This is a genomic window from Pseudarthrobacter raffinosi (assembly GCF_023913835.1).
GTDB classification, from domain to species: Bacteria; Actinomycetota; Actinomycetes; order Actinomycetales; family Micrococcaceae; genus Arthrobacter; species Arthrobacter raffinosi.
Genome location: NZ_JAMXBG010000011.1, coordinates 22,852 through 47,073 on the forward strand (window position 1 = coordinate 22,852; position 24,222 = coordinate 47,073).

A 24,222-nucleotide genomic window follows, 5' to 3' on the forward strand; every position below is an offset into this window, starting at 1 on the left:
ATCGCGGTTTTGGAGGATTCATGACAGAGGACAGCTGGACCGTCACAGGTCCGCAAACCATCGACGTTGACCACGTCCGGTCGCTGAAGCTGGGCATGGTCCGCGGCAGGTTCGACGTCGTCACGCACGCCGACGCCGTGGCCCGTGTGGAGATCAACGACGTCCAGGGCGATCCCGTGTCGGTGACACTGACGGACGGCAGGCTTGAGGTCCGCCATCAGCTGCACGGCCCCCAGGGCTGGTTCAAGAACCTGATGGGCACGGTCAACCACAACAGCAACAACTCAGCGGTGATCAGCATCGCTCTGCCGGCCGGCGTCGAGGTGGAGGCCGGCACGGTCAGCGGCGATGGCCTCGTGTCCGGAATCAGCGGGCGCACGCGGCTCAATACCGTCTCGGGTTCTGTGATGGCAGACGGCACATCCGGGGAACTTCACGTCAACACCGTCAGCGGCGAAGTCATCGCGCGAAACCACGACGGCGTCCTGACCGCCAAGAGCGTCTCCGGCGAGGTCACCGCATCCGGCCGGTTCAGCAACATCAGGGCTCACACGGTCAGCGGCGACATGAGTTTTGACCTGCTCGGCTTTACCCACGACTTCGGTGCCAATTCAGTCTCCGGCGACCTCACCATCAGGCTGCCGCACGACGTCGGCGTGGACATCGTCGCGAAATCGGCCAGCGGCGTTGTGGTGATTGATGACCAGCAGTACTCCCAGCCCGGCGGCAAGGTGGAAACCATTGCCGGACCGGACGGCAAGCTGATGCTGGTGCGGACCAACTCGGTGTCCGGCAAAACGTCCATCTTTCATGGCCAGCCGGCCCGCAATGACGACGCAAGTAGCCCGGAAACGGGGCACTGATGCCTCCGGTGTTCGCCCATGGTGCGCTCCGGCTGTACTTGCTCGCACTGCTGGAGTCGGGGCCCAAACACGGCTATGAACTGATCAAAGCCCTCAGCGAACGGTTCGGCGGCACCTACTCCCCCAGCGCGGGAACCATCTATCCCCGGCTTGGGAAGCTGGAGGAAGAAGGGCTCGTCGCCACTGAATCAGAAGGCCGCCGCACGAACTACCGCATCACCGCGGCGGGGCTTGCTGAACTCAACAAGCGCCGGGAGGAACTCGCCGGAGTCGAGAACGACATTTCCGCTTCCGTCCGCCGCCTGGCGGACAACCTGCGGGCGGATATCCGCGCCAACATGCGCGGGTTGCGGGCAGACCTGGCGGCCACGGCCGAGGCGGCCCGTTCCACGGCGCGGGCCGCCGATTTCCGGAAAGCCGGCCGCCAGTCTTCGGAAGGGTTCCAGGAGCTGAAGGAAGCGGAGATGCTGCTGCAGGCGTTCCGGGACGACCTGCGCGTGGAACTGCGGCTGCAGGCCACCCGGCAACCGCTCAGCGCCGTCACGCTGGAAACTGTCAGGACCGTGCTGGACCAGGCGCGCATCTCCATCCGCAACTCACTGCCCGGCTGAGCCGCCCGGCTGAGCAGCCCGGCTGAGCAGCCGGACTGCGCCGCCGGACCGGTGTTGCCCCCGGTCACAGCCCGTTTCGGTTTCGCGGCGTGTCCCATGGTGTGGGAGACTTGAGGGCAGCTCTTTTGAGTACCAACATTTAAGGAGGCCAGCTATGAGCAAGCGTGCACGTAAACGTCGTGACCGTAAGCGTGGCGGCGCGAACCACGGGAAGCGCCCCAACGCCTAAGCTAAAGCTTGGAAAACGGTTTAAGCGAAGGACCCCGGAAGCCAAACGGCTTTCGGGGTCCTTCGTCTTTGCGCTGGTCTTTGGCGCCTGCGGTTCTGCTGACGGGCATCGACGCAGTCCGGCGTCGATGCGGTCACGTGGGTCCCTGCAGACGGGTACCGCTTGCGTCAGGCGTCCACCGGGCGAATGGAGTGGATCCGGTCCAGGATGGCGTTCTTCAGGTTTTCCGGAGCGGCCTCGGTGCACGAGCGCTTCACCATGGTGCGGATCACGCACTCGAGGTCGTACTGCTCCGTGCACTCAGGGCACTCATCAAGGTGGGTCTTGATTTCCGTGATGTCCTCGCGGGTCAATGCCCCGTCGAGGTATTCGTAGATGCGTTGCATCCGGGCGTCATCGCAGTCGCCCAATCCCTGGCAGTCGCTCATTTCCTGTTCTCCTGTTGTGTGTTCGCGGCCGTGTCCTGTGATTCGACGGCGCCTTTGAATCCTCGTTCGGCGGCATAGTCCGCCAGCATGTCCCGCAACATTTTCCTGCCGCGGTGAAGCCGTGACATCACAGTCCCGATGGGCGTGTTCATGATGTCCGAGATCTCCCTGTACGCGAAGCCCTCGACGTCGGCGAAGTACACCGCCAGCCGGAACTCCTCGGGGATTGCCTGGAGCGCCCGCTTGACGTCCGAGTCCGGCAGGTGGTCCAGCGCCTCAGCCTCGGCCGAGCGCAGGCCGCGGGACGTGTGCGACTCGGCCCTGGCCAGCTGCCAGTCCTCGATGGTGTCCGAGTTCGACTGCAGCGGTTCCCGCTGCCGCTTGCGGTAGAGGTTGATGTACGTGTTGGTCAGGATCCGGTACAGCCAGGCCTTGAGGTTGGTGCCGGGTTTGTACTGGTGGAACGCTGAGAACGCCTTGGTGTAGGCCTCCTGGACCAGGTCTTCCGCATCTGCGGGGTTCCTGGCCATCCGCATGGCGGCCGAGTAGAGCTGATCCACGTACTGCATGGCATCACGCTCAAAACGGACCCGGCGTTCTTCCGCTGATTCGGTGGCCACATCCACGGGTTGCTCGGCGGGCGCAGGCTCAGCGGGCACAGGCTCAGCGGGCGCAGGGACATCCCCTGCAGGCTGCGCGTCTGCCGGCCGCGAGTCACTCCCTGCCGGCGCATCGCTGCGGGCATTGGCTTCGCTGCTTGTTTTGGCTTCGCGTACGGAGGCCTCATACATGGCCTCGAGGGCCGGATCCAGGGTGCTCATTGCGTTCAAGTCTACTGTGACGGCCTTGGCACGCGGCGATCCGTACTCCGGAGGATCGGATTCCAGAGTCTGCAGTGCTACGGGTCCGGCGGGCTCCGTCCCGTCCTTCAGTAACCTCAAGGGCAACTCCAGTCTGTGTCAGGCCATAGTGTTCCAGGCAAATACCTGCCGGGGAATCCATGATGAGTCAATTCGTCCGGTGTTCGGCGGACCCGCAAACCATAACCGCTGGCGGCAGGCAAATATTCCCCAAAAGTGCAAGACTAGAACGGACTCCGCCGCATCCGGTGCGGTTCGTCCAGCCAGGAGGAAATCCATGTCCTTTGTCCGTACTCTCGCCCGCCCCATGCTGGCTTCCAGTTTCGTAGTCGCCGGACTGGACAAGCTGAAGAATGCCGATGACACCGCCACCCAGCTCTCGCCGCTCCTGCAGAAGGCAGCCGCGTCGCTGCCGTTCCAGGCCGACGAAAAGATGCTGGCACGGGTGATCGGAGGAACGCAGGTGGGTGCAGGCGTACTGTTCGGCCTGGGCAAGTTCAGCCGCCTCTCGGCAACGCTGCTGACAGTCATCTCGCTCCTGAACACCTTTGTGGAATGGCGCAGCGCAGACATCAGCACCAAGGAAGGCCGCCAGGCCCGCCGGAACCAGCTGCTCAAGAACATTTCCCTCAGCGGCGGCGCCCTGCTGGCCTCGGTGGACACCGCTGGCAAGCCGGGCCTGGCCTGGCGTGCCGGGCACCTCGCCGCGGACGCCCGGAAGAGCGCCGCCGGCGCCCGCAAGACCACCGGCCAAAAGCTTAACAAGGCAGACAAGGCCGTGCGCCGCGCCGTCGAACACGCAACGGGGGCGTAAGGACGGATGACCGGTTCCACCCCGCCCGCAGCCACCGACTCACACAGCTCCACCGGCACCGTTCCGCACTGGCCGGCCCCCTTCGCCAGCAGGCCCATCAACGCCACCGTCACGGTGCCGGGTTCAAAATCCCTGACCAACCGGTTCCTGGTGCTGGCCGCGCTGGCTGACGGGCCGTCCCGCCTCCGCGCCCCCCTGCATTCCCGGGACTCTGCGTTGATGATCGACGCCCTCCGCCAGTTGGGAGCCACCATCACGGAGGTGCCCGGCGACGGCGCGTTCGGGCCGGACCTTGAGGTCATGCCCCTGAGCCAGGAGGCGCCGTCGTCACGGACGCACATTGACTGCGGCCTCGCCGGAACAGTAATGCGTTTTGTTCCGCCGCTTGCGGCGTTGCGCAACGGCGTGAGCGTTTTCGACGGCGACCCCCACGCCCGGAAGCGTCCCATGCGCACCATCATCGAGGCCCTGAAAGCCCTCGGGGTGGCCCTGACCGCGGACGACGGCGGGACCCCCTCGTCGCTGCCGTTCACCGTGGAAGGCACCGGGGAAGTCCGGGGCGGCCACCTGGTGATCGATGCCAGTGCGTCGTCACAGTTCGTCTCGGCCCTCCTGCTGGTCGGCGCCAGGTTTACCGACGGACTCCACCTGGAGCACGTGGGCAAACCGGTGCCGAGCCTGGACCACATCAACATGACCGTTGCAGTACTCCGGGGCGTCGGTGTATCAATTGACGATTCCGTGCCGAACCACTGGGTAGTGGCACCAGGCCCCATCCGCGCCTTTGACCAGCGCATTGAGCAGGACCTCTCCAACGCCGGCCCGTTCCTGGCCGCCGCGCTGGCCTCCGGCGGCACCGTCCGGATCCCGGACTGGCCCGCCGGCACCACCCAGGTGGGAGACCTCTGGCGCAGCATCCTGGCGGACATGGGCGCGGACGTCAGCCTGGCTGACGGCGTCCTGACCGTCACTGCCGGGCCAGAGATCAAGGGTGCGGATTTTGACGAAACCAGCGAACTCGCCCCTACCGTGGCGGCCCTCTGCGCCCTGGCCAGCGGACCTTCACGGCTGACCGGCATCGCGCACCTTCGCGGCCACGAGACGGACCGGTTGGCCGCGCTGGTCACCGAAATCAACCGCCTCGGCGGCGACGCGGAGGAGACCAGCGACGGCCTGGTGATCCGCCCGGCAAAGTTGCACGCCGGCGTCGTCCACAGCTACGCGGACCATAGAATGGCCACCGCCGGTGCCATCCTCGGCCTCGCGGTGCCGGGCATCGAAGTCCAGGACATCGCTACCACTGCCAAGACCATGCCGGAATTCCCGCAGATGTGGGCCGACATGCTGGCCCAGGGCGCGGCTGCCGCCGACGGCATGGAAGGTTCGCCCGGTGGCACGCAGCACTGATTCCTGGGACGAGTCCGACGTCCGGATCCGGCCCAGCAAAAAGGGCTCCCGGCCGCGCACGAAGGACCGCCCCAGCCACGACGACGCCGTCACGGGCCGCATCATCACCGTGGACCGCGGCCGGTACACCGCCGTCGTCGGCGAAGACTCGGGCGACGAGCGGATCATCATCGCAGCCAGGGCCCGCGAACTCCGCCGCTCCCCCGTGGTTGCCGGCGACTTCGTCTCCCTCGTTGGAGATGTCTCCGGGGAACCCGACACGCTGGCCCGCCTGGTCCGGATCCAGGACCGCAGGACCCTGCTGCGCCGCAGCGCCGATGACACTGATCCGATCGAGCGTGCGGTGGTGGCCAACGCAGATCAGTTGGTGGTGGTGGTGGCCGCCGCAAACCCGGAGCCGCGCACAGGCTTCATCGACCGCGCCCTGGTGGCCGCTTACGACGCCGGCATTGAGCCACTGCTGCTCGTCACCAAGGCGGACGTCAAGGATCCGGCGGAACTGCTGTCCAACTACGAGCACCTGGACTTCCCGGTGATCATCAGCCGCACGTCGGACTCCGAAGCCTCAGGTATCGATGCCCGCTCCGACGACGGCCTCTCGGCCCGCCTGGACAGTGACGCAGTTTCGCAGCTCCGCGCGTACCTCGAGGGCAAGGTCTCGGTGATGCTGGGTCATTCCGGCGTGGGCAAGTCAACCATGGTCAATGCGCTCACCGGGGCCGAACGGGCCACCGGTGGTGTGAACGCCGTGACCGGCCGCGGCCGCCACACGTCGTCGTCGGCCCTAGCCCTGAAGCTGACCGGAGCTCCCGCCGGAAGCTGGATCATCGACACCCCTGGCATCCGTTCGTTCGGCCTGGCCCACGTGGACCCGGACCGGATCCTGCGGTCCTTCCCGGACCTGGAGCCGGGTACGGATGCCTGCGAGCGTGGCTGCAAGCACAACACCGCGGCCGTCAACTGCGGCGTGGATGCCTGGGTGTCCGCCGGCCACGCGGGCCCCACCGGCCCGGCCCGGCTCGCGTCCCTGCGACGGCTGCTGGGCACGGATCCCCGCCTGGTGGGCCAGGAAACCAAGGAACTCGGCAGCATCGGCTAGACGGGACGCCGATGTCCCCAACACTGCGGCCCTGAGACGGTAGTTTGGAACCATGATCCAACCCGCTTCGAGCTACAACGATGACTTGCGCCTTGCCCATGTGCTGGCAGATTCCGTGGATGACCAGACCATGAGCCGCTTCAAGGCACTGGACCTCCGCATCGAGACCAAGCCGGACCTGACGCCGGTAACGGACGCGGACAAGTCCGCGGAGGAAGCCATCCGCGGCCAGCTGTCCCGCTCGCGTCCGCGCGACGCCGTGCTGGGCGAGGAATTCGGCAGTTCGGGCCATGGCTCCCGCCGCTGGATCATTGATCCCATCGACGGCACCAAGAACTTTGTCCGCGGCGTCCCGGTTTGGGCCACCCTGATCGCCCTCGTGGACGAAGGCGAACCCGTGGTGGGAGTGGTCAGCGCGCCCGCGCTGGGCAAACGCTGGTGGGCCGCCAAGGGTTCCGGCGCGTACATGGGCAAGTCCCTTGCCGCCGCAACGCGGCTCCGCGTCTCCGACGTCTCCAAACTTTCGGATGCCTCCCTGTCCTACTCCAGCCTGGGCGGTTGGAAGGAACGCGGCAACCTGGATGAGTTCCTGGGCCTGACCGAGGACGTGTGGCGCACGCGCGCCTACGGCGATTTCTGGTCCTACTGCATGGTGGCCGAAGGTTCCGTGGACATCGCCTGCGAGCCCGAACTGAACCTGTACGATATGGCTGCCCTGGTGCCCATCGTAGTGGAAGCCGGCGGCCGCTTCACCTCCTTGGAGGGACAGGACGGGCCGTTCGGCGGCAACGCCCTGGCCACGAACTCCATCCTGCACTCAGAGGTGCTCAAGCGGCTGAACCCGGATCTGGACGATCTCCTCTAGGCACTTTCTTCGAATTATCGACGGCGGATGCCTCCTCAAGGGGGCGTCCGCCGTCGTATCTTCGACAAATGAGGCTGTTCCTCAAACGCGCGTAACAAAGTCCTTAACATTGGGCCGAGCTTCCTTTCTGCAGCGGCGGATGTTCTAGGCTTCTTAACAGGTCACGAGTGCCAGCGCGAAACCCCGGTTTGCTGGCCGGCAACCCTCCATTCGCGGTGGGGTGCCCCGGGTGACGACCAGGCCGGTCCGGAATGGACACGGCAAGCGCGGATTCCCGTTACCGGGAGTCCTTCTAGAGTGAGGTCTCCGTGACAACTGCCACCGTCTCCCCTAACACTGTTTCTCCCAGCAACGCCGCCCCCGCCAATGCCACTGCGCTGATCCACGATGACGCCGCTATTGCAGGGCGCCCCCTCTCTGCGGTCACCGGGGCGGAAATCCAGGCACCGCTGATCCAGGGCGGCCATGTCCGGTACGCGAACCTGGACTACGGCGCATCCGCTCCCGCCCTCTCCGTCGTGTCGGCCTACCTCAACGAGATCCTGCCGTTCTACGCCAGCGTCCATCGCGGCGCCGGCTACGCGTCGCAGATCAGCACCTCCGTCTACGAGAACGCCCGGGACATCGTGCGCGACTTTGTGGGCGGGCGCCCGGACGACTCCGTCATCTTCACCCGGAACACCACCGACTCGCTGAACCTGCTGGCGGGTTGCCTGCCGGCGACGGACGGACGGCCCAATGGCGATGTCCTCTACTTGGACATCGAACACCATGCCAACCTGCTTCCGTGGCAGGGAGTCCCGCACCGCAGCGTTGTCGCCGCGGACACCATCGTGGGGACCCTCGAGGTCCTCCGCGCCGAACTTGAGCAGGGCAACGTCAGCCTCCTCGCGGTCACGGGCGCCTCCAACGTCACCGGCGAGATCCTCCCGATCAAGGCCCTGGCCGCCCTCGCCCATGAGTACGGAGCGCGGATCGTGGTGGACGCCGCGCAGCTGGCGCCGCACCGGCGCATCAATATCAGCACCGACGACGTCGACTACCTCGCCTTCTCCGGGCACAAGCTCTACGCGCCCTTCGGCTCCGGCGTCCTGGTGGGCCGCACCGACTGGCTCGACGCTGGCACGCCCCACCTGGCCGGCGGCGGCGCCGTCCGCGAGGCCAGGCTCGACGGCGTCAGCTGGGCCACCGGTCCGGCCCGGCACGAGGGCGGCTCCCCCAACGTCCTCGGCGCGGCCACTCTGGCCCGCGCCACCCAGGTCATCGCGTCCCTGGACCACGACCGCTGGCACGCCCACGAGGCAGCCATCAGGTCATTCCTGGTGGAAGGGCTCGGGAAGATCGACGGCGTCACCGTGCACCAGATCTTCTCGGACACGGACGCTGAAGCGGGCACCATCGGCGTGGTGAACTTCTCCGTGGCAGGGTACGACGCCGGGCTTGTGGCCGCGTACCTGTCGGCCGAGCATGGCGTTGGTCTCCGGGACGGCCGCTTCTGCGCGCACCCGCTGCTCAAGCGCCTCGGCCTTCCCTCCGGTTCCCTGCGGGCCAGCTTCGGCGTGGGCTCACGGCTGGAGGATGCCCAGCGGCTCCTTGCCGGCCTGGAGCAACTCCGCCGGACCGGCCTGGGCTGGGACTACGTGGTGGACGCGGGCCGCTGGGTTCCGGCCAACGACTCCCGCACGTACCCTCACTGGGCTCCCAACACGCCGGGCACCGCCGGCGCGGCTCCGTGCCTTGACGACTGACTGACGCTTTCCTCCCCTGGTTCCTGACCTGACCGCTGCCCACCCGGCTGCGGCCCATGCGGTAAATTCGAAGGATACCGATGGGCTCAGTTGAAGGAGGCCGCACGTGGCACGGGGTGGCCCCAGACTTGAGCACGGACGCCGCCTGGAACTCGGACAGAGTTTCCAGGACGGCGGCGAACATTACCAGCGCGTACGCCCTGGCTACCCTGCCGACTCAGCGGACTGGCTGATCCCTGCCGGGGCCACGGACGCCGTGGACGTGGGCGCCGGAACCGGCAAGTTCACCGCCCTTCTACTGGAACGCAGCCTGGCGGTTTCCGCCGTGGATCCGTCGCCGGACATGCTCGAACAGCTGCGGGCCCACTACGCGGCGGCGGACGCGACGCAGGGGACGGCAGAGGCGACGGGACTCGCTGACTCCTCGTTCGACGTCGTAAGCGTGGCGCAGGCCTGGCACTGGTGCGATCCGCTGCCGGCGAGCACCGAACTGGCGCGGATCCTGCGGCCCGGCGGAACGCTGGGGCTGATCTGGAACCAGCTGGACACGTCCGTTCCGTGGGTGCACCGGTTGTCCCGCATCATGCACGCGGGCGACGTCTACAAGCCCGGGTTCCGCCCGGTGGTGGGGCCGGAGTTTGAAGGGCTCGAGAGCCATGTGACGCGGTGGGAGGACAGCCTCAGCACGGCGGACATCATGGAACTGACGAAGTCCCGCAGCTACTACCTGCGCGCCGGCGAAGCCACGCGCGGCAAGGTCCTCGCCAACCTCGACTGGTACCTGCACGAACACCTGGGGCACGCCGCCGAAGAGGAGATCAGCCTGCCGTACCTGACGTTGACGTGGCGGGCCACGAAGGCGTGACGGGCGCTGACCACCGGGTAGGCTTGGAAACGTGAAGACCAGCGCGCCCTCCTCCTCGATCGAGGACTACGTCAAGGTCATCTACGGCTTCACGGAGTGGCAGGACAAACCCATCACGTCCTCGCAGCTCGCGCAGCGCCTGGGGGTGGCCAATTCCTCGGTCTCGGAGATGGTCCGCAAGCTCAAGGACCAGGGCCTGGTGGACCACAAGCCATACAGCGCCATCACCCTTACAGACTCCGGGGTCCGGCTGGCATTGTCCATGGTGCGCCGGCACCGGCTCATTGAGACCTACCTGGTGCAGGAGCTCGGTTACAGCTGGGACGAAGTCCACGACGAAGCCGAACTGCTGGAGCACGCGGTGTCGGACACGTTTATTGAGCGCATGGCGGCAAAACTGGGCAACCCGCAACGCGACCCGCACGGTGACCCGATCCCCGCCGCGGACGGCACCGTGCGCCTGCCCGAGGCCCACCTCCTCGGCGAACTCGATCCCGGGCACACCGGCCGGATCACCCGCATCAGCGACGAGAACCCTGATCTGCTGCGGTATCTTTCGGCCGAGGAAATTGACCTCGACGACGAGGTGGAGGTAGTGGGCCGTAAGCCGTTTGGCGGAGCGCTGGTGGTGCGGATCAGCAACGCCGGCAGGAAGCGGGACTACGATCTCGCGGATGAAGTCACCGCGGCGCTCTGGGTCCACAGTGACCACCCCCATACCGGCTGCACCCTCAGCGGCAGCTGAATGACGAACGTCCGCGCGCCGCATTGGCGGGCCTGGCTGGCCGTGGCGGCAGGCGGCCTCGCCGGAACGGAACTCCGGTACGGGCTGGGACTCGCCTTTCCGGAAACCGTGGGGGCAATGCCCTGGACCACCCTGGCCATCAACGTCACCGGAAGTTTTGTGCTGGCTGCCCTCACTACGGTCTGGATGGCCCGGCCGCAGACGGCATTCTGGCTCCGCGCCGGCCTGGGGCCCGGACTCCTGGGCTCGTTCACCACGTTCTCAGCAGTCGTTTTCTCGAGTGACCAGCTGTCCAGGGCCGGCGAACATCCCGTGTGGATCGCCTACCTGGGGCTATCCCTGCTGCTGGGACTGGGCGGCGCGGCCGGTGGCTGGCGGACCGGACGGCTACTCACCGACCGGCTGCAGGGTGACCGGGCGGGGACAGCGCCGTGATGGGCGCGGTCCTGGTGGGAGTGTTCGGCATGGCGGGCGCCCTGCTGCGCTTCGCCGTCGACAGCTGGTTCGCCCACCGCGAGGGGCTCCGCACGGCCGTCAGCCCGAGCGGTAGGCTGCGGCACTGGCCGTGGGCCACGCTCACCGTCAACGTCACCGGGTGCCTGATCATCGGACTGTCCATCGGCATCACCGGACGGCTCGGCCTTGCCCCCGAGTGGCAGACCGCTGTCGCCACCGGCCTGGCGGGCGGGCTCACCACGTTCAGCTCCTGGACCACCGCCACGGTGCGGCTCCTGAGCGAGTCGAGGTTCAGTGCCGCCGCCCTGAACATCGGCGCCAACCTGGCCGCCGGATTTGCCGCGGCGGCTGTCGGCATCGCACTGGCGTCGTAAGGGACTCATTCAGGTTTGTCCCGGTCCCGTATCGTTGACTCTGATGATTAGCAGACGCGACGCAGCAATTGCCCTTGATGTACCGATGGAAATGGCCCAGCGCCATGGCATCCCGAAACGACTGACCGAGGCGGAGTTGGGCGAAATCCTGGACAACCCACCGGCATGGCTGATCCAGTCGCGGGCCAACCGGACCGGCAAGCGTCCGGTCTGGGTGCATCTGGAATGTGCCGTCTGCGGCTACGAGGAAGCGGCCCGGCCCAAAAAATGGTGGCCGGAATTCACGTATGTGGTGTGCGAGCACCATGCCCCGGACGAGGTGCCGCCGCTGAGGCCGGGCCTCATCCGGAGCGAGTTCGACGGCGTCGGCACCCGTTTCGTGGGCATCGCGGACGTTGCAGTTCCGGACTGATTCCGGGCATTACATTCGGGGCTGAACAGGCGTATTTTACGAAGTGGGACGCAGCCCGTCCCACGTCGTAAGGAGCATGCCATGCCGGACAAGTCACCACACCAGCAGCTGCACAAGAAGCCGGTCAAAACCATCAAGGAAAAACGCGCGGAAAAGAAGGCCAAGAGCCCGATTGAAGGCCCGCAGGACCCGGTAGCGCACCTGAAGAAGCGCCGGTAGCGGGTTACCCGTTCCCGGCCATCTCTTCGGGCACTGCCACAATGTCCACTTCCTGGCCGTCCCTCAGCACTCGAATCGGCAGCGGCTGGCCGATCGCATCGGCGAACAGCAGCTTCTGCAGGCTCTCGGCGTTGCTGACGGGGCGGCTTCCGGCTGTCAGGATGACGTCACCCGCCCGCAGGCCCCCGCGGTCTGCAGGCGAACCGGCCAGAACCTCCACCACGCGCAGCCCGTCCCGTTGTCCCGTCCTGATCACTGCGCTGGCATTGAGCCGGAAAGGTGTGCTGACCACGCCGAGATAAGCCCGCCTGACACGGCCGTCCTTCAGCAGCGCTGAGATGATGCGCCGCGTGGTGGTGTTGATGGGCACGGCCAGGCCCAGCCCCGCTCCGGCCACTGCGGTATTAATTCCCACGATGCGGCCGTGCGTATCGGCCAGTGCTCCGCCGGAACTGCCGGCATTGAGTGCTGCGTCGGTCTGGATGACGTCCTCGATCACGCGCCGGTTGCCACTGGACCATACCGGAATGGCACGGCCCAGGCCGCTGACCACACCCGCTGTAACTGATCCGGCCAGGCCCAGCGGATTCCCCACCGCAATGACCAGCTGGCCCACCCGCAACGTCTCGGCATCGCCGAACTGCGCCGGGGCCACTTTCGGTGCCCTGCCGTGGAGCACCGCGAGGTCGGACAAAGGATCCGCCCCCACCAGTGCAAGATCGGTCCGGCTGCCGTCAGCAAAGGCGGCATGGCCTTGATGGGTGCCGGCCACCAGATGCGAATTGGTGAGCAGGTAGCCGTCTTCAGTGAAGAGCACCGCCGAGCCTGCGCCCATGCGGAACCGGCCGTTACGGCGGTTGCCGGTCATTTCAATGGCCGCAACATGCGGGGTGACCGTCTCAGCCACGCGCATGACGGTCTCCGAATACGAGTCCAGCGGACCGTCGTCGGCCGCTGCATTGGGTTCCTGCGCCTGTTCCATGGCACACCTCCTGGCTGGCGTTGCTGCCCCCGGCTTCCAGACCTGCTGCTGCGCCGGAGCTTATTGGCGACAACCACGGGGTAGCACCGCGTAGTCCCGGAAAAGCTACGCCGTGGGTGAACAGGGCACTCAACACCGCGCTTAAATGCCAGAAGACCCGGACGCGGGTCCGGGTCTTCTGGCAATGTCTTGCGACATTCAAAATGTGGAGATGGGGGGAATTGAACCCCCGTCCGATGTTGTGTTAACAGGGCTTCTCCGGGCGCAGTTTGCGTCGGACTTTCTCGGCCCCAGCCCTCCTGCAAACAGGTGGCTGATCCGGGCCCAGTCATCTAAGAGTCCCGTTTGCCCCGATGACGGAGGCAAGCAGCAGTGGCTATCTAAATGACGCCAGGATCCGGGGCAATAGCAACCTCGGGCTGACGGACTGTCTTACTGCTTAGGCAGCGAGAGCGAAGTCAGTGCGGTTTGATTTGGCACTTATTGGTTTGCAGACAGCGTTTACGAGATAATTCTGCATCCTCGGCCCGCTTCACCTGTCGCGACTAACATCGTCGAAACCGATCATCCCCGTATTTTGTTTTCAAACCGGCCGGGCTGTGCACGCACAAATCCCTGCCGGACTATCTATCATAACGCATGCCCGGCGGAAATCATTCCTACCTGCGGTTGCGTTCCCGGACCTCGCGAAGGGCTTCGCGGTTGTCCTGCTGCTCACGCAGGGTCTGGCGCTTGTCGTACTCCCGCTTACCGCGTGCGACGCCGATCTCCACCTTGGCCCGGCCATCGAGGAAGTACAGCTGCAGCGGCACCACTGTGAAGCCGGACTCCCGGATCTTCACGGAGATCTTGTTGAGCTCTTCACGGTGCAGCAACAGCTTCCGACGGCGGCGTGCGGAGTGATTGGTCCAGCTCCCCTGGTTGTACTCCGGGATATGGATGCCCTCCATCCACAGCTCGTCGTTATAGAACGTGCAGAAACCGTCCACCATGGAGGCGTGGCCTTCGCGCAGCGACTTGACCTCGGTCCCCATCAGGGCGATGCCGGCCTCGTAGGTATCCAGCACGTGGTAGTCATGCCGGGCCTTGCGGTTGGTGGCCACTACTTTACGGCCACTTTCTTTGGGCACGGTTGAACTCCTCAGTTCTTGGATCCTGGTTGGCTCCGGCCGTTCCGGCGCGGAGTCATACCAGTGTACGGCAGGCGCGGACCGGCGTTACAGCAGCCGCATCGGGTCCACTGCGGCCCCGTTGAGCCAGGTTTCAAAGTGTGCGTGGCAGCCCGTTGAGTTGCCAGTGCTGCCCGAGTAGGCGATGAGCTGCCCGGCGGAAACCTGCTGGCCGTTGGAGACCACGACGCTGGCGTTGTGGTAAACAATAGTGGTCAGCGAGTTGCCCTGCACCACTCCGTGGGAGAGCTTCACGCGCCAGCCGCCGCCGTCGGCGGAGTTCCAGCCTGAGGAGAAGACCTCGCCGGCTGCCCCTGCGTAGACCGGAGTGCCGCAGGCGGCGCCGAAGTCGATGCCGGTGTGGAGGTAACCGCCGGTGCCGTAGAAGTCGATGGTTCCCGGCGGGGTTGAGCGCCAGCCAAAGCCGGAGGTGATGGGCACGTCGCCCGAGAAGGGATGCCGCAAGCCAAAGGCCGACGGCGATCCGGTCACCGGGGCGTACGGCTGCTCGGCCTGGCCCTGCGCCCGTGCGGCGGCAGCAGCAGCCTCAGCGAGGCGGCGCTGCTCTGCTTCCCAGGCCTCCCGGAGTCTGCGGTCACGTTCGGCGATCTCGTTGGCTATGGCGTTCTGGCTTGCTGCAACCGCCGCCATTTGGGACTGAATGCCAGGTTTCGCTGCCTGGAGTTCAGCGTCAAGTCTTGTTGTGTCGGCGATCAGCTGGTCAACCTGGGCCTTCTTGGCAGCCGCCTCGTCACGGGCAGCCTTTTCCCGTTCCAAGGCGGCGTCTGCCTTGGCTTTGAGGTCCCTGATTTCTGCCTCAACGGCTTCGAGCCGGGCCTGCGAGTTCACATTTGTGGCGCTTTGCTGGGACAGCTTGTCCATGGCGGCGTTCTGGCTGCGCATGGCCTGGTCCGCGAGGTCCATGGTGTCGGTCAGGCTGCCGCCGTTGTTTGCCCCGAAGAAGAGGGTCAGGTTCGACGGCACGCCTCCGGACTTATAGGCCTGGGTGGCGATCTGGCCGATCAGCTTCTTGGTGTCCGCGATCTTCTGCTTGTCAGCCTCAAGCTGCTGGGTGATTATGGCCTTATTCTGCTGTGCAAGGTCAACCCGCGCCGTCAGGGCTTCGACTTCCTTGACCGCACTGGCCACGCGCCCCTGGGCCTCCAGGAGTGCCTGCTGGGCGCCCGGCAGCTGGCCTTGGTAGATCACTAGGTCGCCGGCGGCCTTCGCGATGCGTGAGTCCACGAATTCCAGGGACTGCTGAACCCGGGCCGCCTCAGCTTCGAGGGCGGCACGCTTGTCATCGAGCTCATCGGCGTGCGCCACCGGGGCTGACGCACCCATGCTGGCGGCGAGGAGCAGGGCCAGGAGGCCACTGATCAGGCCGGCGCGGCGGCCTGCAGGTCGTCGGCGTTCGGCCCGGTGCCGGGGCGCAGTTCGGTGCAATTCGTTCATCAGGATTCCTTGTTCGGTTTGCACAGCCTAAACCTTCAAATATCTGCGCAAGGTCAAGAGAGACGAAATTCCTGCCAAAGATCCGCCAAGGATCAGCAAGGCTGGCGCAAGAATCAGCGTCTGGCCCGGTGAGATAAACGCCGTGTCCGGATACTGCTTGGACAGGTATTCCCCCAGGAAGAAGTGCGCCACGGCCCACAGCGTGCCGGATGCCAGGGCGGCGCCGATCACCGCCGCAATCACGCCCTCGAGGATGAACGGCAGCTGGATGACGATCTTGGAAGCGCCCACCAGCCGCATGATCCCGGTCTCGCGGCGGCGGCTGAAGGCCGAGAGCCTGATGGTGGTGGCGATCAGGAGGATGGCGCAGACAATCATCACGCCGGCGATGCTGACGGCCACTAGGGAAGCGGCGTTCATGGCGGAGAAGAGCCGCTCGAGCAACTGGCGCTGGTCAATGACGGTTTCGACGCCCGGCTGCGAGGAGAACGTCTCGCTGATGATCTGGTATTTTTCCGGATCCTTCATGTTGATCCGGAAGGATGACGGGAGCTGGTCCGGCGTGACGGAATCGACGATGGGAGAATTGGAGAACTGGTCCTTGAAGTGCTTGTAGGCCTCTTCATTGGACTCGTACTGGAAATCGTTGACGTACTGGGCCACGGCGGGTGATTCGAGCAGGGTCTGCAGGTTGTCCTGCTGCTCCGGCGTGACCGGCCCGGTGGCGCAACCGGCCGCCGTCGAACCGTCACTGCAGAGGAAGATGGCAACCTGGACTTTGTCGTACCAGTAGCCCTTCATCTGGTTGATCTGGAGCTGCAGCATGCCTGCGGCACCAACGAACGTCAGTGAGACGAAGGTGACCAGGATGACCGAGACCACCATGGAGACGTTGCGCCGCAGGCCACTGCCGATCTCACCGAGGACAAAAGCCAACCTCATCGCTGCTCCTCCCCTGCGCCCGGATTGCGTTCCCCTAATGCGGGCGGCTGGGATTCGTCCCGGCCGCTGGCGTCCCTGAGCCGGCGGGACTGGCCCACCACGGGGATCATCGAGGTATACAAAGCTTTGGCCTCGTCGCGGATGACGATGCCGTTCCTGAGCTCTACAACGCGCTTGCGCATCTCGTTGACGATGTCGTCGTCGTGCGTGGCCATGACCACCGTGGTGCCGTTCTGGTTGATCTTGTCCAGCACGCCCATGATGCCCATGGAGGTGGTGGGGTCCAGGTTGCCGGTGGGTTCATCGGCGAGGAGGATGCCGGGGCGGTTGACTACGGCACGGGCGATGGCCACACGCTGCTGCTCGCCGCCGGAAAGCTCATGCGGAAGGCGGTTTTCCTTGCCTTCCAGGCCCACGGTCTTCAGGACTTCGGGGACGGTGTCGCGGATGACGCTGCGGCTCTTGCCGATGACCTGCATCGCGAAGGCTACGTTGGCGAACACGCTCTTCTGCGGAAGGAGCCGGAAGTCCTGGAAGACCACGCCGATGCCGCGGCGGAGCCTGGGCACGCGCCAGCTGGAGATCTTGGCGACGTTTTGCCCGGCGACGTACACGGCGCCCGAGGAGGCCCGGTCTTCCTTCAGCACCAGCCGCAGGAAGGTGGACTTTCCGGATCCGGAAGCGCCGACGAGGAAGGCAAATTCACCACGGTCAATCTCAAGGCTGACATCGTCCAGCGCAGGCCGGGCCGTATGGTCGTAGACCTTGGTGACATTTTCGAATCGGATCATGGCCCTAATTACCCTGCAGGGCACGGCTGATACAGCCCAGATCTGCAGCCGGCGCACGGGCATTCGTTTGGGGGAAGTAGAGCTCCGGCTCCTCGACTATACGCAGGCTTTTGGCCGGTTTTCGGGGGCTTCGGGGGTGTGTCGCGCGATCAGGGCTACCGGGTAGGCACTGCAGCTACGACTTCTCGGCGTTCCGGTTGTCGGTGCGCCAGCGGATCCCGGCGTCGATGAAGTCGTCAATTTCGCCGTCGAACACGGCGGAGGTGTTGCCTACCTCGTGTTCGGTCCTGAGGTCCTTGACCATCTGGTACGGGTTCAGGACGTAGGAGCGCATCTGATCGCCCCAGGATGCCTTGACATCGCCGGCGAACGCCTTCTTTTCGGCGTCTTCCTGCTCCTTCTTCAGGAGAAGGAGCCGGGACTGCAAAACGCGCAGGGCTGCTGCCCGGTTCTGGAGCTGCGACTTTTCGTTCTGCATCGACACCACGGTGCCGGTGGGGATGTGGGTCAGCCGGACGGCGGAGTCGGTGGTGTTAACCGACTGCCCGCCGGGACCGGAGGACCTGAACACATCCACACGGATCTCGTTGTCCGGTATGTCGATGGAGTCCGTTGACTCGATGAGCGGAATGACCTCGACGGCGGCGAAGGACGTCTGGCGGCGGCCCTGGTTGTCGAACGGGCTGATCCGCACCAGGCGGTGGGTTCCTGCTTCGACGCTGAGCGTGCCGAACGCATACGGTGCCTTGACTTCGAACGTTGCGGACTTCAGTCCCGCCTCTTCGGCGTAGGAGGTGTCCATGACGGTGGTGGGGTACCCGTGGCGTTCGGCCCAGCGAAGGTACATACGCATGAGCATTTCGGCGAAGTCTGCGGCGTCCACGCCGCCGGCCCCGGCCCTGATGGACACCACGGCTTCACGTTCGTCGTACTCTCCCGAAAGCAGCGTCACTACCTCGAGTTCCTTCAGGGATTTCCTGATGGACTCCAACTCGGTTGCAGCTTCGCCCATGGAATCGGCGTCATCCTCGTCCTGGCCAAGCTCCACCAGCACTTCCAGGTCATCGATCCGCGATACCAGCCGGTTCAGCCGCTCCAGCTCGGACTGGCGGTGCGACAGGCGGGAGGTGATCTTCTGCGCCGCGGCGGGGTCATCCCACAGGTCCGGCTCGCCGGCGCGTTCGCTCAGTTCGGCGATGTCTTCCTTCAGAGCCTCAACATCGCTGACTCGCTCGATGGAGGTGTAGGTGGCGCGAAGAGCGCGGATTTCTGCGGAAAAATCAATATTGGCCATGGTTGTTTAAGCCTACGCTATCCGGCTGGAGTGCCGGACTTCTCCTGGCTTCTCCGCTTCCGGTCAGCGCGTGAGCCGGGAACGGGCCGTGGAGGCCGCTTCAATTCTGATGCCATCAGGCACCAGGAAGTTCACCACCGGCGGGTGGACAACAGCGCTGAGAACCACGACGGCGGTGGACCCGTCAGGGCTGCCGGTCGCCGCTGAAACGGCTAACCCGTCGAACCGGGCCGACGACGGGCTCCGGGCGATAAAGTCGGCCGCAACGCTGCGGACGCGTCCAGGGCCCAGTACGGTTGAGGGGCTCCCGCCCTCTCCCCTGACCTCGCCCAAGGTGTAGCTGTCGGCGGCGGCCAGCGAGGCGCCGTCGGCCAGGGACAACAGCCGCTTGTGTTCGAGGTAGACGCTGGAGATGCCGATGACCACTGTGACCACCAGGAGGGCCAGCGCGACGTAGCCGATGATCATGACGGTCATCTGGCCGCCCTCACCTGGATCGCTCTGCGTGGCTTCGGGGATCGCTTTCTGCGTCACTTTTGGGTCACCGGAACCTGCCCACCAGTTGGGTGGACGAGGCTTCAACTTCGCTGGCCTTGAGCCTGAAATCCTCGTTGAATGGCACGAAGGGCAGCGGGACAGTGAGGTTGACCGTGACGGTGATGGCCGTGCCCGCAGCCTGGCAGTCGGCAGGGTCGCAGCGGGTGGATACGCGTGCCTGCTCGGCATCGTGGCCGAAGTCCGCGAGGGCGATGAGGGCTGCCTGTTCGGCAGCAGCCTGGGCAGACTCTGCATCCGGTTGGGCGACGAACACCTTCGCGGCCTGGTCGGCGGCGCCGACCACGGCGAAGGACCCACCCTGGATCTGTCCCACGGTGATGATGAAGTAGACCAATGGGACCATCAGGAGCAGCGCGAGGAAGGTGAATTCGACCACGGCACTCCCCTCTTCCCTGTGCTCGTTGCGGAGCGCCTCGCTGAATCGCTTGCGTAGGCAGGAACGCCAGGTGTTAGGGCTGGATTGCGGCATGGCCTTTCACCTCGAGCAGGTCCCGGGGGCCGATCAGCCCGATGACGGGCATGGGAGCCTTGATGGTCACTTCGAGGGTCCGCAGGCCCTGGAACGTAACTTCGGCAGTTGTGATGTCCTGCGCGAACTCAGCGTTCAGGGAAGTCTCGATGAGCGTCGCCGCCCGTTCCTGGGCATCTGACGCTCCCCGGTCTGCGAGGGTTCCATAACGTGCCCCTGAGGCTGCCGCGTCGATCAGTGTGTTGCGGACGTGCAGGACCAGGGTCAGCTGGATTATCGCCAGAAAAAACATGGTGAGCAGGCCGCCCACGAAGACGAAGTCCACGACGGCAGAACCGAGTTCATCCGTGCGCCAGCCCGGCTCAGCGCCGATCCGGGACTGGCACGGTTCCCGGCTGGGCATGCATTGGCTGGCGCCCAGCATGACTTACTTTCCTACCTTGTCCATGGCCTGGTTGAACATCGTTTCGAGGGCTGGGCCGGCGAGAGCCAGCAACGCCGCCACTAAGACTGCGGACATTAAGGTGATCATCACCCAACCGGGGACGTCGCCACGTTCCGGGTGGTCTTGTGCCGGCACGTCGGGATCTGTCGCTGCGTACCTCCGGCCTGACACAGTTTCACCGGTCCATGCCCACAGGCCGGCCAGCAAAGCGAGGAGCAGAAGGCTGCCCGAGATTCCCATGTTTTTCATTTCGGTCCCATTCGTTGTGTAAATGACGCGGTGGAAGTCATGTGGCGGTTAGTGGCTGTGACGGCTTGGCGATGCTCATGGCTAAAGTCCAAGGCTGATGGCCGCGATGCCGGGGAACACTGCGAAAACCACTGTTAAGGGCAGGACACCAAAGACCAAAGGAACCATCATGGCAATTTCTTTCTTGCCCGCCGACTCCATGAGGTCCCGTTTTGCCGTGTCCCGGACGTCCTGGGCCTGAGCCCTCAACACATCTGCCAAGGGTGTGCCCCGCTCGACCGCGACGATGATTCCGTCGACAAATCTGACGAGCGGCCCCAGATCTGTCCGCGAGGAAAACTCCTGGAGCGCTTCCACCAGCGGTTTTCCCGCTCTGGTCTCAGCAAGAATCTTGGAAAACTCCTTGGCCAGCTCGCCACTGGCACTGCGACAGACGCGGTCCAGGGCCCCCGTGGCACTTTCACCGGCACCGACAGCCAGGGCCATGAGCTCGGCAAGACTGGGAAACTCCGCCATCATCCGGGATTCCCGCCTGCTGATCTGGACGCCCAACCAGAAGTCACGGAAGAGAAAGCCGCCGAGCGCGCTTCCGAGGACGGCCACAACCGCGAGGAATGGACTGAACCGGCCGGCTACCGCGCCCAGCACCACGGCGGCCACGGCGGCGGCGAATCCAGCGGCGGCCCAGAGGAGCTGTTCGGCCCGGAAATCTATGGGTGATTTGTTGATGCCGGCTTGGGCGAGCCTGCGGGTCAGCGCCTTTGATCCTAGGTTCAGCTTCCCCAAGGCTGCGAGTCCGTCGTGGAGCAGGGGACGCACGATCCGTTCCAACGGTCCGAATGGCGTGGCGTTCTGTCCGCTGGCCCGCAAAAGCCGCGATTCAAGGTTTTGCGATTTCAGCTGCGGATCGATGCGCTCGACGAATGTGAGCGGCCGCATAAAGGGCAACCGGACGAAGAGTAGCCACAGACCCGTCCCGAGGACGATGCCGCACACAATCGCAGCCGCCGAGATCCCGTTCATCGCAGCACCCGTTCGTCCTGCGGAAGGGCCCCAATGCGGAGCATGATGGAGTAGCAGAACAGCGACACAACGAGCCCGCCGAGGAGGACGCCGGCTCCCATGGGTGTGTTGTAAGCGTTCACGGCTTCAGGCCTGGTGGCCAGAAGGAGCATTACGATCCAGGGAGCGGCAACCGCGAGCCTGGCGGCATTGACAGTCCAGGACTGCCGGGCCTCGAGCTCGCTTCGGGTCCGCGCATTTTCTCGAAGAAATTCCGCGAGCGTGCCCAACAGTTTCCCCAGGTCCGAACCGCCAACTTCACGTGTCAGCCTCAGTGCCTCGACGATCCGGTCCGCCACCGGGTCCGCCAGCCGGTCCTTGAGTTTATTAAGAGATGCATCGAATTGCCCGCCGGCGCGGTAGTCGGCTCCGAATTCCCGGAAAACATGCCGAAGCTCCTCGGGGCCCTTCTCCCCCAGCTGGATAAGGGCCTCCGGCAGTGAAAGCCCCGCGCGGATGGCTGAGCGCAGGTGGTCTACCACGTCCGGCCAGAGCTGGCGTAGGACGGCGGTTCTCCTGTTCGCCCGCCACCGGACAATGCTGACGGGCAGCCACGCGCCGAAGAGTCCGAAGCAGACGGATATCGGCCAGGACCGGCTGACCACAAAGAAAATGAGAGCGACAAAAATGCCCAATCCCAAGCATGAGGCCACAAGGCCCGTCCCCGTGACCTTTTCGATTCCGGCGGAGGCCAACAGGTCCTCGAGGCGGCTGGCCCTCGGCCGGCGCTTCAGCGCTGCCGGCTTTTCCCAGAACGACCACCAGATCAGGAAGAGCCCGGCGCCCGCAAGCACCCCTAACAGAGGCGCCATCAGCGCGGCTCCAGCAGCGCCGCGACGTCGTACCCTGCCCGGGAAAACTTCTCCGCCGCGGGCATGGAGTTGGCCCGCGGCTGCAGCTGGCCGTCCTCCATGGCGAAAACCATGGAGGACTCAATGATGCCGTTTTCCACCCTCCGGCCGAGGGAGAGGATCTCTGTTACCTGGCGGCGGCCATTGGCATGCCTGCTGCAGTGGACCACGAGGTCGATGCAGGACGCCACCGTGGGAACCACGAAGGCAGACGAGATATTTTCGCCTGCGAGTAGCGGAAGCGTGCAAATCTTGGTGACGGCGTCAGGGATAGTGCAACCATGACGTGTACCTGCCCGCCAGAGTAGTTCACTTCGCGGCGTAGCACTCAGGGCTGCAACAAGAGACCGCAGCTATAACCTGCAACTGTGCTCAAGGTGGAACCTCTCCTGTTTTCCCAGGACAGGCGAGCCAAAACGGGATCGGGTCTGAGTGTCCCCCTGACCGGAAGGACAGGGTGGTTCTTTTCTTCAGACCGGACGGGCCAGCCACCGGATATTACTGGCCTTTCTTCAACGCAGTCCTATGCTCCACGTACAACACGATGTAGCCTGTGCCGGCCGCTCCCAAGGCCAGGGCTGGAATCGATACGACCACAACGGTGAACACCAGCGCCCGCAGGTCCGGCGTGCCCGCCACTGTTATCTTCTCCGCGGAAATCAGGTCGCTGACCGCGACGACTTCAGCGCAGAACAGAACGACGGCGAGGGCCAGCAAAAACGTGGCCTTGAGCAGGAATGAAGATGGGCTAACCGGGTCGGGAAGCTTGTTCCAGGACCGCTGGAGGCCGCGGTAGCCACTGCGCAAGGAGACCAGAAGCATCACACACAGGAAGATAAAAAATGCCAGGATCGCCAGAGGCTTGTCGGACTGGTAATTCAGCGGATTAAAGATGGATCTGACGATGATAAAGCCCAGCATTGCGGCCACTACCAGCCAGACCGTCCCGCGCACCCCAGGCCCGAACCACCTTCTGTACCGTTCCGGTTGTCGCTCCATGCCCAGCGCTCCCCTTTCTTCGAACGACAGCCCTACCGGGCCAACGGGTACTCGACTGCGGCAGAGTTTTTGGAAACTGAGCGCTTATCGCGGACCAGGAGCTTTTGGTTTTCTCTTTTGAGGTCGAAGAGCCCTATTGCCTCAATCAGATCGCTTAGCTTCCTGTAGCCGTAATTGCGGGAGTCGAGCGACGCCTGGTTTCCGATCTGGCTTCCCACCGCAGCCAGGTTCGCCCAGCCGTCGTCACCGCTTGCGGCTTCAACTGCGTTACGCATTAAGAGCACCAGACGCGTGTTCCCGCGTAGTTTTTTGGGTTCAGCGGGCGCTTCCACCATTGCCTCCAGGCTGGTGGGTGACTGCCCCAGTCCTTCAACGTAGGTGAAGAGCGAGCAGGCGTTGACGAAGGGCTCGGGGGTTTTTCTTTGGCCGAACCCATACACCTTGAGTCCATCTGCCAGGATGCGCATAACCAGCGGAGTGAAATCGGCATCGCTTGAGACAAGAGCGAAGGCGTCGACCGAGCCTCCACTCAATAAGTCCATCGCGTCAATCACCATGGCCATGTCAGCAGCGTTTTTACCAGTGCTGTAGGCGAACTGCTGCATGGGCCTGATGGCATATGGGTGGAGGGCGGCCTCCCACTGCTGTAGGTGCGGGCTCTTCCAGTCACCATATGCCCGCCTGACGTTGGCGACCCCGTGACGGGCCACTTCGGCCAGGACCACATCTATTTTTGAGGCCGGCGCATTGTCGGCATCGATGAGCAGGGCAATCCGCTTCTCTTCAGGCTTCACCTGTTGAGCATGCCGCCGGACAGGGACACCGTCAAACCAGCCGCACGGTGCCTGGCAATTTGCTGGCTCCCGAAAGAGCTTCTCTAGCGGGCTGGTCTTGCCGCCGGATCCAACCAGTCCCCCGTGGAGTCATTCTGATCGACAAACTTTGCATCTTGGAATGCAAA

30 protein-coding genes, 1 other RNA gene, 1 pseudogene and 1 riboswitch are annotated in these 24,222 nt (G+C 64.7%); of the genes and pseudogenes, 14 read left to right on the plus strand and 18 right to left on the minus strand.

What is annotated here, in order from left to right:
* The first annotated feature begins 20 nt into the window (after nucleotides 1–20).
* The 3 genes from NG697_RS12205 to NG697_RS21345 all read left to right on the plus strand — a co-directional run bounded on the left by NG697_RS12205 (nucleotide 21) and on the right by NG697_RS21345 (nucleotide 1,703).
* Nucleotides 21–863 (plus strand): DUF4097 family beta strand repeat-containing protein, encoded by an 843-nt coding sequence (locus tag NG697_RS12205; protein WP_252614325.1) that lies wholly within the window; start codon nucleotides 21–23, stop codon nucleotides 861–863.
* Nucleotides 863–1,474 (plus strand): PadR family transcriptional regulator, encoded by a 612-nt coding sequence (locus NG697_RS12210; protein WP_252614326.1) that lies wholly within the window; start codon nucleotides 863–865, stop codon nucleotides 1,472–1,474. The genes NG697_RS12205 and NG697_RS12210 overlap by 1 nt, the downstream gene beginning before the upstream one ends.
* A gap of 154 nt (nucleotides 1,475–1,628) precedes the next feature.
* Complete coding sequence (locus NG697_RS21345) at nucleotides 1,629–1,703, plus strand: 50S ribosomal protein bL37 (protein ID WP_104061284.1); 75 nt, start codon at nucleotides 1,629–1,631, stop codon at nucleotides 1,701–1,703.
* Nucleotides 1,704–1,870: 167 nt separating this feature from the next.
* Here the strand turns inward: NG697_RS21345 and rsrA are convergent, their stop codons facing one another.
* The gene (gene rsrA / locus NG697_RS12215; RefSeq protein WP_185260958.1) at nucleotides 1,871–2,131 is read right to left on the minus strand and encodes a mycothiol system anti-sigma-R factor; all 261 of its coding nucleotides are present in this window, start codon (nucleotides 2,129–2,131) and stop codon (nucleotides 1,871–1,873) included.
* A complete protein-coding gene (locus NG697_RS12220) occupies nucleotides 2,128–2,952 on the minus strand; it encodes a sigma-70 family RNA polymerase sigma factor (protein WP_252614327.1) in 825 nt (274 codons plus the stop codon). The genes rsrA and NG697_RS12220 overlap by 4 nt, the downstream gene beginning before the upstream one ends.
* 316 nt (nucleotides 2,953–3,268) lie before the next feature.
* On the opposite strand from NG697_RS12220, the gene NG697_RS12225 reads away from it, so the two are divergent.
* The 11 genes from NG697_RS12225 to NG697_RS12275 all read left to right on the plus strand — a co-directional run bounded on the left by NG697_RS12225 (nucleotide 3,269) and on the right by NG697_RS12275 (nucleotide 11,995).
* Entirely contained in the window at nucleotides 3,269–3,805 is a 537-nt protein-coding gene (locus tag NG697_RS12225) for a DoxX family protein (protein WP_252600117.1), read from the plus strand.
* 6 nt (nucleotides 3,806–3,811) lie between these two features.
* Nucleotides 3,812–5,212, plus strand: a complete 1,401-nt coding sequence (gene aroA / locus NG697_RS12230; RefSeq protein ID WP_252614328.1) for a 3-phosphoshikimate 1-carboxyvinyltransferase — start codon at nucleotides 3,812–3,814, stop codon at nucleotides 5,210–5,212.
* The gene (rsgA, locus tag NG697_RS12235; protein ID WP_058931974.1) at nucleotides 5,196–6,311 is read left to right on the plus strand and encodes a ribosome small subunit-dependent GTPase A; all 1,116 of its coding nucleotides are present in this window, start codon (nucleotides 5,196–5,198) and stop codon (nucleotides 6,309–6,311) included. The genes aroA and rsgA overlap by 17 nt, the downstream gene beginning before the upstream one ends.
* Before the next feature lie 52 nt (nucleotides 6,312–6,363).
* Nucleotides 6,364–7,176 carry a histidinol-phosphatase gene (gene hisN / locus NG697_RS12240; RefSeq protein ID WP_104061136.1) on the plus strand — a complete coding sequence of 271 codons (813 nt, stop codon included), beginning with the start codon at nucleotides 6,364–6,366 and terminating at the stop codon, nucleotides 7,174–7,176.
* 159 nt (nucleotides 7,177–7,335) lie between these two features.
* Nucleotides 7,336–7,449: riboswitch (SAM riboswitch) on the plus strand.
* A gap of 35 nt (nucleotides 7,450–7,484) precedes the next feature.
* Nucleotides 7,485–8,924 (plus strand): aminotransferase class V-fold PLP-dependent enzyme, encoded by a 1,440-nt coding sequence (locus NG697_RS12245; RefSeq protein ID WP_252614329.1) that lies wholly within the window; start codon nucleotides 7,485–7,487, stop codon nucleotides 8,922–8,924.
* Nucleotides 8,925–9,030: 106 nt separating this feature from the next.
* Entirely contained in the window at nucleotides 9,031–9,789 is a 759-nt protein-coding gene (locus NG697_RS12250) for a class I SAM-dependent methyltransferase (RefSeq protein ID WP_252614330.1), read from the plus strand.
* Between the two features lie 31 nt (nucleotides 9,790–9,820).
* Nucleotides 9,821–10,534: a metal-dependent transcriptional regulator gene (locus NG697_RS12255; protein ID WP_252614331.1), complete on the plus strand. Its 714-nt coding sequence runs from the start codon at nucleotides 9,821–9,823 to the stop codon at nucleotides 10,532–10,534.
* Complete coding sequence (locus NG697_RS12260; protein WP_252600123.1) at nucleotides 10,535–10,969, plus strand: fluoride efflux transporter FluC; 435 nt, start codon at nucleotides 10,535–10,537, stop codon at nucleotides 10,967–10,969.
* Nucleotides 10,969–11,364 (plus strand): fluoride efflux transporter FluC, encoded by a 396-nt coding sequence (locus NG697_RS12265; RefSeq protein WP_252600147.1) that lies wholly within the window; start codon nucleotides 10,969–10,971, stop codon nucleotides 11,362–11,364. Before NG697_RS12260 ends, NG697_RS12265 begins: the two co-directional genes overlap by 1 nt.
* Before the next feature lie 43 nt (nucleotides 11,365–11,407).
* Nucleotides 11,408–11,776, plus strand: a complete 369-nt coding sequence (locus tag NG697_RS12270) for a hypothetical protein (protein WP_056343264.1) — start codon at nucleotides 11,408–11,410, stop codon at nucleotides 11,774–11,776.
* A gap of 81 nt (nucleotides 11,777–11,857) precedes the next feature.
* Nucleotides 11,858–11,995 carry a hypothetical protein gene (locus tag NG697_RS12275; RefSeq protein ID WP_185260969.1) on the plus strand — a complete coding sequence of 46 codons (138 nt, stop codon included), beginning with the start codon at nucleotides 11,858–11,860 and terminating at the stop codon, nucleotides 11,993–11,995.
* A 4-nt stretch (nucleotides 11,996–11,999) separates the two neighbouring features.
* Here the strand turns inward: NG697_RS12275 and NG697_RS12280 are convergent, their stop codons facing one another.
* The 16 genes and pseudogenes from NG697_RS12280 to NG697_RS12355 form a co-directional block, all read right to left on the minus strand.
* The gene (locus NG697_RS12280) at nucleotides 12,000–12,977 is read right to left on the minus strand and encodes a S1C family serine protease (protein ID WP_252614332.1); all 978 of its coding nucleotides are present in this window, start codon (nucleotides 12,975–12,977) and stop codon (nucleotides 12,000–12,002) included.
* Nucleotides 12,978–13,180: 203 nt separating this feature from the next.
* Nucleotides 13,181–13,549, minus strand: a transfer-messenger RNA (tmRNA) gene (gene ssrA / locus NG697_RS12285).
* 87 nt (nucleotides 13,550–13,636) lie between these two features.
* Nucleotides 13,637–14,107 (minus strand): SsrA-binding protein SmpB, encoded by a 471-nt coding sequence (gene smpB / locus NG697_RS12290; RefSeq protein ID WP_056343258.1) that lies wholly within the window; start codon nucleotides 14,105–14,107, stop codon nucleotides 13,637–13,639.
* An 87-nt stretch (nucleotides 14,108–14,194) separates the two neighbouring features.
* A complete protein-coding gene (locus NG697_RS12295; RefSeq protein ID WP_252611677.1) occupies nucleotides 14,195–15,601 on the minus strand; it encodes a peptidoglycan DD-metalloendopeptidase family protein in 1,407 nt (468 codons plus the stop codon).
* A 27-nt stretch (nucleotides 15,602–15,628) separates the two neighbouring features.
* On the minus strand, nucleotides 15,629–16,543 hold the full coding sequence (gene ftsX, locus NG697_RS12300; RefSeq protein WP_252611675.1) for a permease-like cell division protein FtsX: 915 nt from the start codon (nucleotides 16,541–16,543) through the stop codon (nucleotides 15,629–15,631).
* Nucleotides 16,540–17,334, minus strand: a complete 795-nt coding sequence (gene ftsE / locus NG697_RS12305) for a cell division ATP-binding protein FtsE (protein ID WP_252614333.1) — start codon at nucleotides 17,332–17,334, stop codon at nucleotides 16,540–16,542. Before ftsE ends, ftsX begins: the two co-directional genes overlap by 4 nt.
* Nucleotides 17,335–17,509: 175 nt before the next feature.
* Nucleotides 17,510–18,628: a peptide chain release factor 2 gene (prfB, locus tag NG697_RS12310; protein WP_058931963.1), complete on the minus strand. Its 1,119-nt coding sequence runs from the start codon at nucleotides 18,626–18,628 to the stop codon at nucleotides 17,510–17,512.
* Nucleotides 18,629–18,691: 63 nt separating this feature from the next.
* Complete coding sequence (locus tag NG697_RS12315) at nucleotides 18,692–19,105, minus strand: pilus assembly protein TadG-related protein (protein WP_252614423.1); 414 nt, start codon at nucleotides 19,103–19,105, stop codon at nucleotides 18,692–18,694.
* Between the two features lie 64 nt (nucleotides 19,106–19,169).
* Nucleotides 19,170–19,562 carry a hypothetical protein gene (locus NG697_RS12320; protein WP_308293088.1) on the minus strand — a complete coding sequence of 131 codons (393 nt, stop codon included), beginning with the start codon at nucleotides 19,560–19,562 and terminating at the stop codon, nucleotides 19,170–19,172.
* 73 nt (nucleotides 19,563–19,635) lie between these two features.
* On the minus strand, nucleotides 19,636–20,058 hold the full coding sequence (locus NG697_RS12325) for a TadE family protein (protein WP_374209922.1): 423 nt from the start codon (nucleotides 20,056–20,058) through the stop codon (nucleotides 19,636–19,638).
* A gap of 24 nt (nucleotides 20,059–20,082) precedes the next feature.
* The gene (locus NG697_RS12330) at nucleotides 20,083–20,349 is read right to left on the minus strand and encodes a hypothetical protein (RefSeq protein ID WP_252614335.1); all 267 of its coding nucleotides are present in this window, start codon (nucleotides 20,347–20,349) and stop codon (nucleotides 20,083–20,085) included.
* A gap of 81 nt (nucleotides 20,350–20,430) precedes the next feature.
* The gene (locus tag NG697_RS12335; protein ID WP_252614336.1) at nucleotides 20,431–21,372 is read right to left on the minus strand and encodes a type II secretion system F family protein; all 942 of its coding nucleotides are present in this window, start codon (nucleotides 21,370–21,372) and stop codon (nucleotides 20,431–20,433) included.
* Nucleotides 21,369–22,223 carry a type II secretion system F family protein gene (locus NG697_RS12340; protein WP_252614337.1) on the minus strand — a complete coding sequence of 285 codons (855 nt, stop codon included), beginning with the start codon at nucleotides 22,221–22,223 and terminating at the stop codon, nucleotides 21,369–21,371. The genes NG697_RS12335 and NG697_RS12340 overlap by 4 nt, the downstream gene beginning before the upstream one ends.
* A pseudogene (locus NG697_RS12345) lies at nucleotides 22,223–22,531 on the minus strand (CpaF family protein); the annotation flags it as partial. The pseudogene NG697_RS12345 and the gene NG697_RS12340, both read right to left, overlap by 1 nt.
* A 229-nt stretch (nucleotides 22,532–22,760) precedes the next feature.
* A complete protein-coding gene (locus NG697_RS12350; RefSeq protein WP_252614338.1) occupies nucleotides 22,761–23,192 on the minus strand; it encodes a hypothetical protein in 432 nt (143 codons plus the stop codon).
* A 101-nt stretch (nucleotides 23,193–23,293) separates the two neighbouring features.
* Nucleotides 23,294–24,055, minus strand: coding sequence for an NYN domain-containing protein (locus NG697_RS12355; protein WP_252614339.1), 762 nt, complete (start codon nucleotides 24,053–24,055; stop codon nucleotides 23,294–23,296).
* Nucleotides 24,056–24,222 lie beyond the last annotated feature (167 nt).

Excerpts from the sequence above, each read along its gene's own strand:
- NG697_RS12340 (WP_252614337.1), bottom strand. The coding sequence starts at position 22,223 with ATGGCGCCTCTGTTAGGGGTGCTTGCGGGCGCCGGGCTCTTCCTGATC.
- rsrA (WP_185260958.1), bottom strand. The coding sequence starts at position 2,131 with ATGAGCGACTGCCAGGGATTGGGCGACTGCGATGACGCCCGGATGCAA.
- ftsE (WP_252614333.1), bottom strand. The coding sequence starts at position 17,334 with ATGATCCGATTCGAAAATGTCACCAAGGTCTACGACCATACGGCCCGG.
- NG697_RS12270 (WP_056343264.1), top strand. The coding sequence starts at position 11,408 with ATGATTAGCAGACGCGACGCAGCAATTGCCCTTGATGTACCGATGGAA.
- NG697_RS12315 (WP_252614423.1), bottom strand. The coding sequence starts at position 19,105 with ATGACCGTCATGATCATCGGCTACGTCGCGCTGGCCCTCCTGGTGGTC.
- NG697_RS12335 (WP_252614336.1), bottom strand. The coding sequence starts at position 21,372 with ATGAACGGGATCTCGGCGGCTGCGATTGTGTGCGGCATCGTCCTCGGG.
- NG697_RS12265 (WP_252600147.1), top strand. The coding sequence starts at position 10,969 with ATGGGCGCGGTCCTGGTGGGAGTGTTCGGCATGGCGGGCGCCCTGCTG.
- NG697_RS12205 (WP_252614325.1), top strand. The coding sequence starts at position 21 with ATGACAGAGGACAGCTGGACCGTCACAGGTCCGCAAACCATCGACGTT.
- NG697_RS12220 (WP_252614327.1), bottom strand. The coding sequence starts at position 2,952 with ATGAGCACCCTGGATCCGGCCCTCGAGGCCATGTATGAGGCCTCCGTA.
- aroA (WP_252614328.1), top strand. The coding sequence starts at position 3,812 with ATGACCGGTTCCACCCCGCCCGCAGCCACCGACTCACACAGCTCCACC.
- NG697_RS12260 (WP_252600123.1), top strand. The coding sequence starts at position 10,535 with ATGACGAACGTCCGCGCGCCGCATTGGCGGGCCTGGCTGGCCGTGGCG.
- prfB (WP_058931963.1), bottom strand. The coding sequence starts at position 18,628 with ATGGCCAATATTGATTTTTCCGCAGAAATCCGCGCTCTTCGCGCCACC.
- NG697_RS12275 (WP_185260969.1), top strand. The coding sequence starts at position 11,858 with ATGCCGGACAAGTCACCACACCAGCAGCTGCACAAGAAGCCGGTCAAA.
- NG697_RS12280 (WP_252614332.1), bottom strand. The coding sequence starts at position 12,977 with ATGGAACAGGCGCAGGAACCCAATGCAGCGGCCGACGACGGTCCGCTG.
- NG697_RS12295 (WP_252611677.1), bottom strand. The coding sequence starts at position 15,601 with ATGAACGAATTGCACCGAACTGCGCCCCGGCACCGGGCCGAACGCCGA.
- NG697_RS12330 (WP_252614335.1), bottom strand. The coding sequence starts at position 20,349 with ATGAAAAACATGGGAATCTCGGGCAGCCTTCTGCTCCTCGCTTTGCTG.
- NG697_RS12210 (WP_252614326.1), top strand. The coding sequence starts at position 863 with ATGCCTCCGGTGTTCGCCCATGGTGCGCTCCGGCTGTACTTGCTCGCA.
- NG697_RS12325 (WP_374209922.1), bottom strand. The coding sequence starts at position 20,058 with ATGCCCAGCCGGGAACCGTGCCAGTCCCGGATCGGCGCTGAGCCGGGC.
- hisN (WP_104061136.1), top strand. The coding sequence starts at position 6,364 with ATGATCCAACCCGCTTCGAGCTACAACGATGACTTGCGCCTTGCCCAT.
- ftsX (WP_252611675.1), bottom strand. The coding sequence starts at position 16,543 with ATGAGGTTGGCTTTTGTCCTCGGTGAGATCGGCAGTGGCCTGCGGCGC.
- NG697_RS12225 (WP_252600117.1), top strand. The coding sequence starts at position 3,269 with ATGTCCTTTGTCCGTACTCTCGCCCGCCCCATGCTGGCTTCCAGTTTC.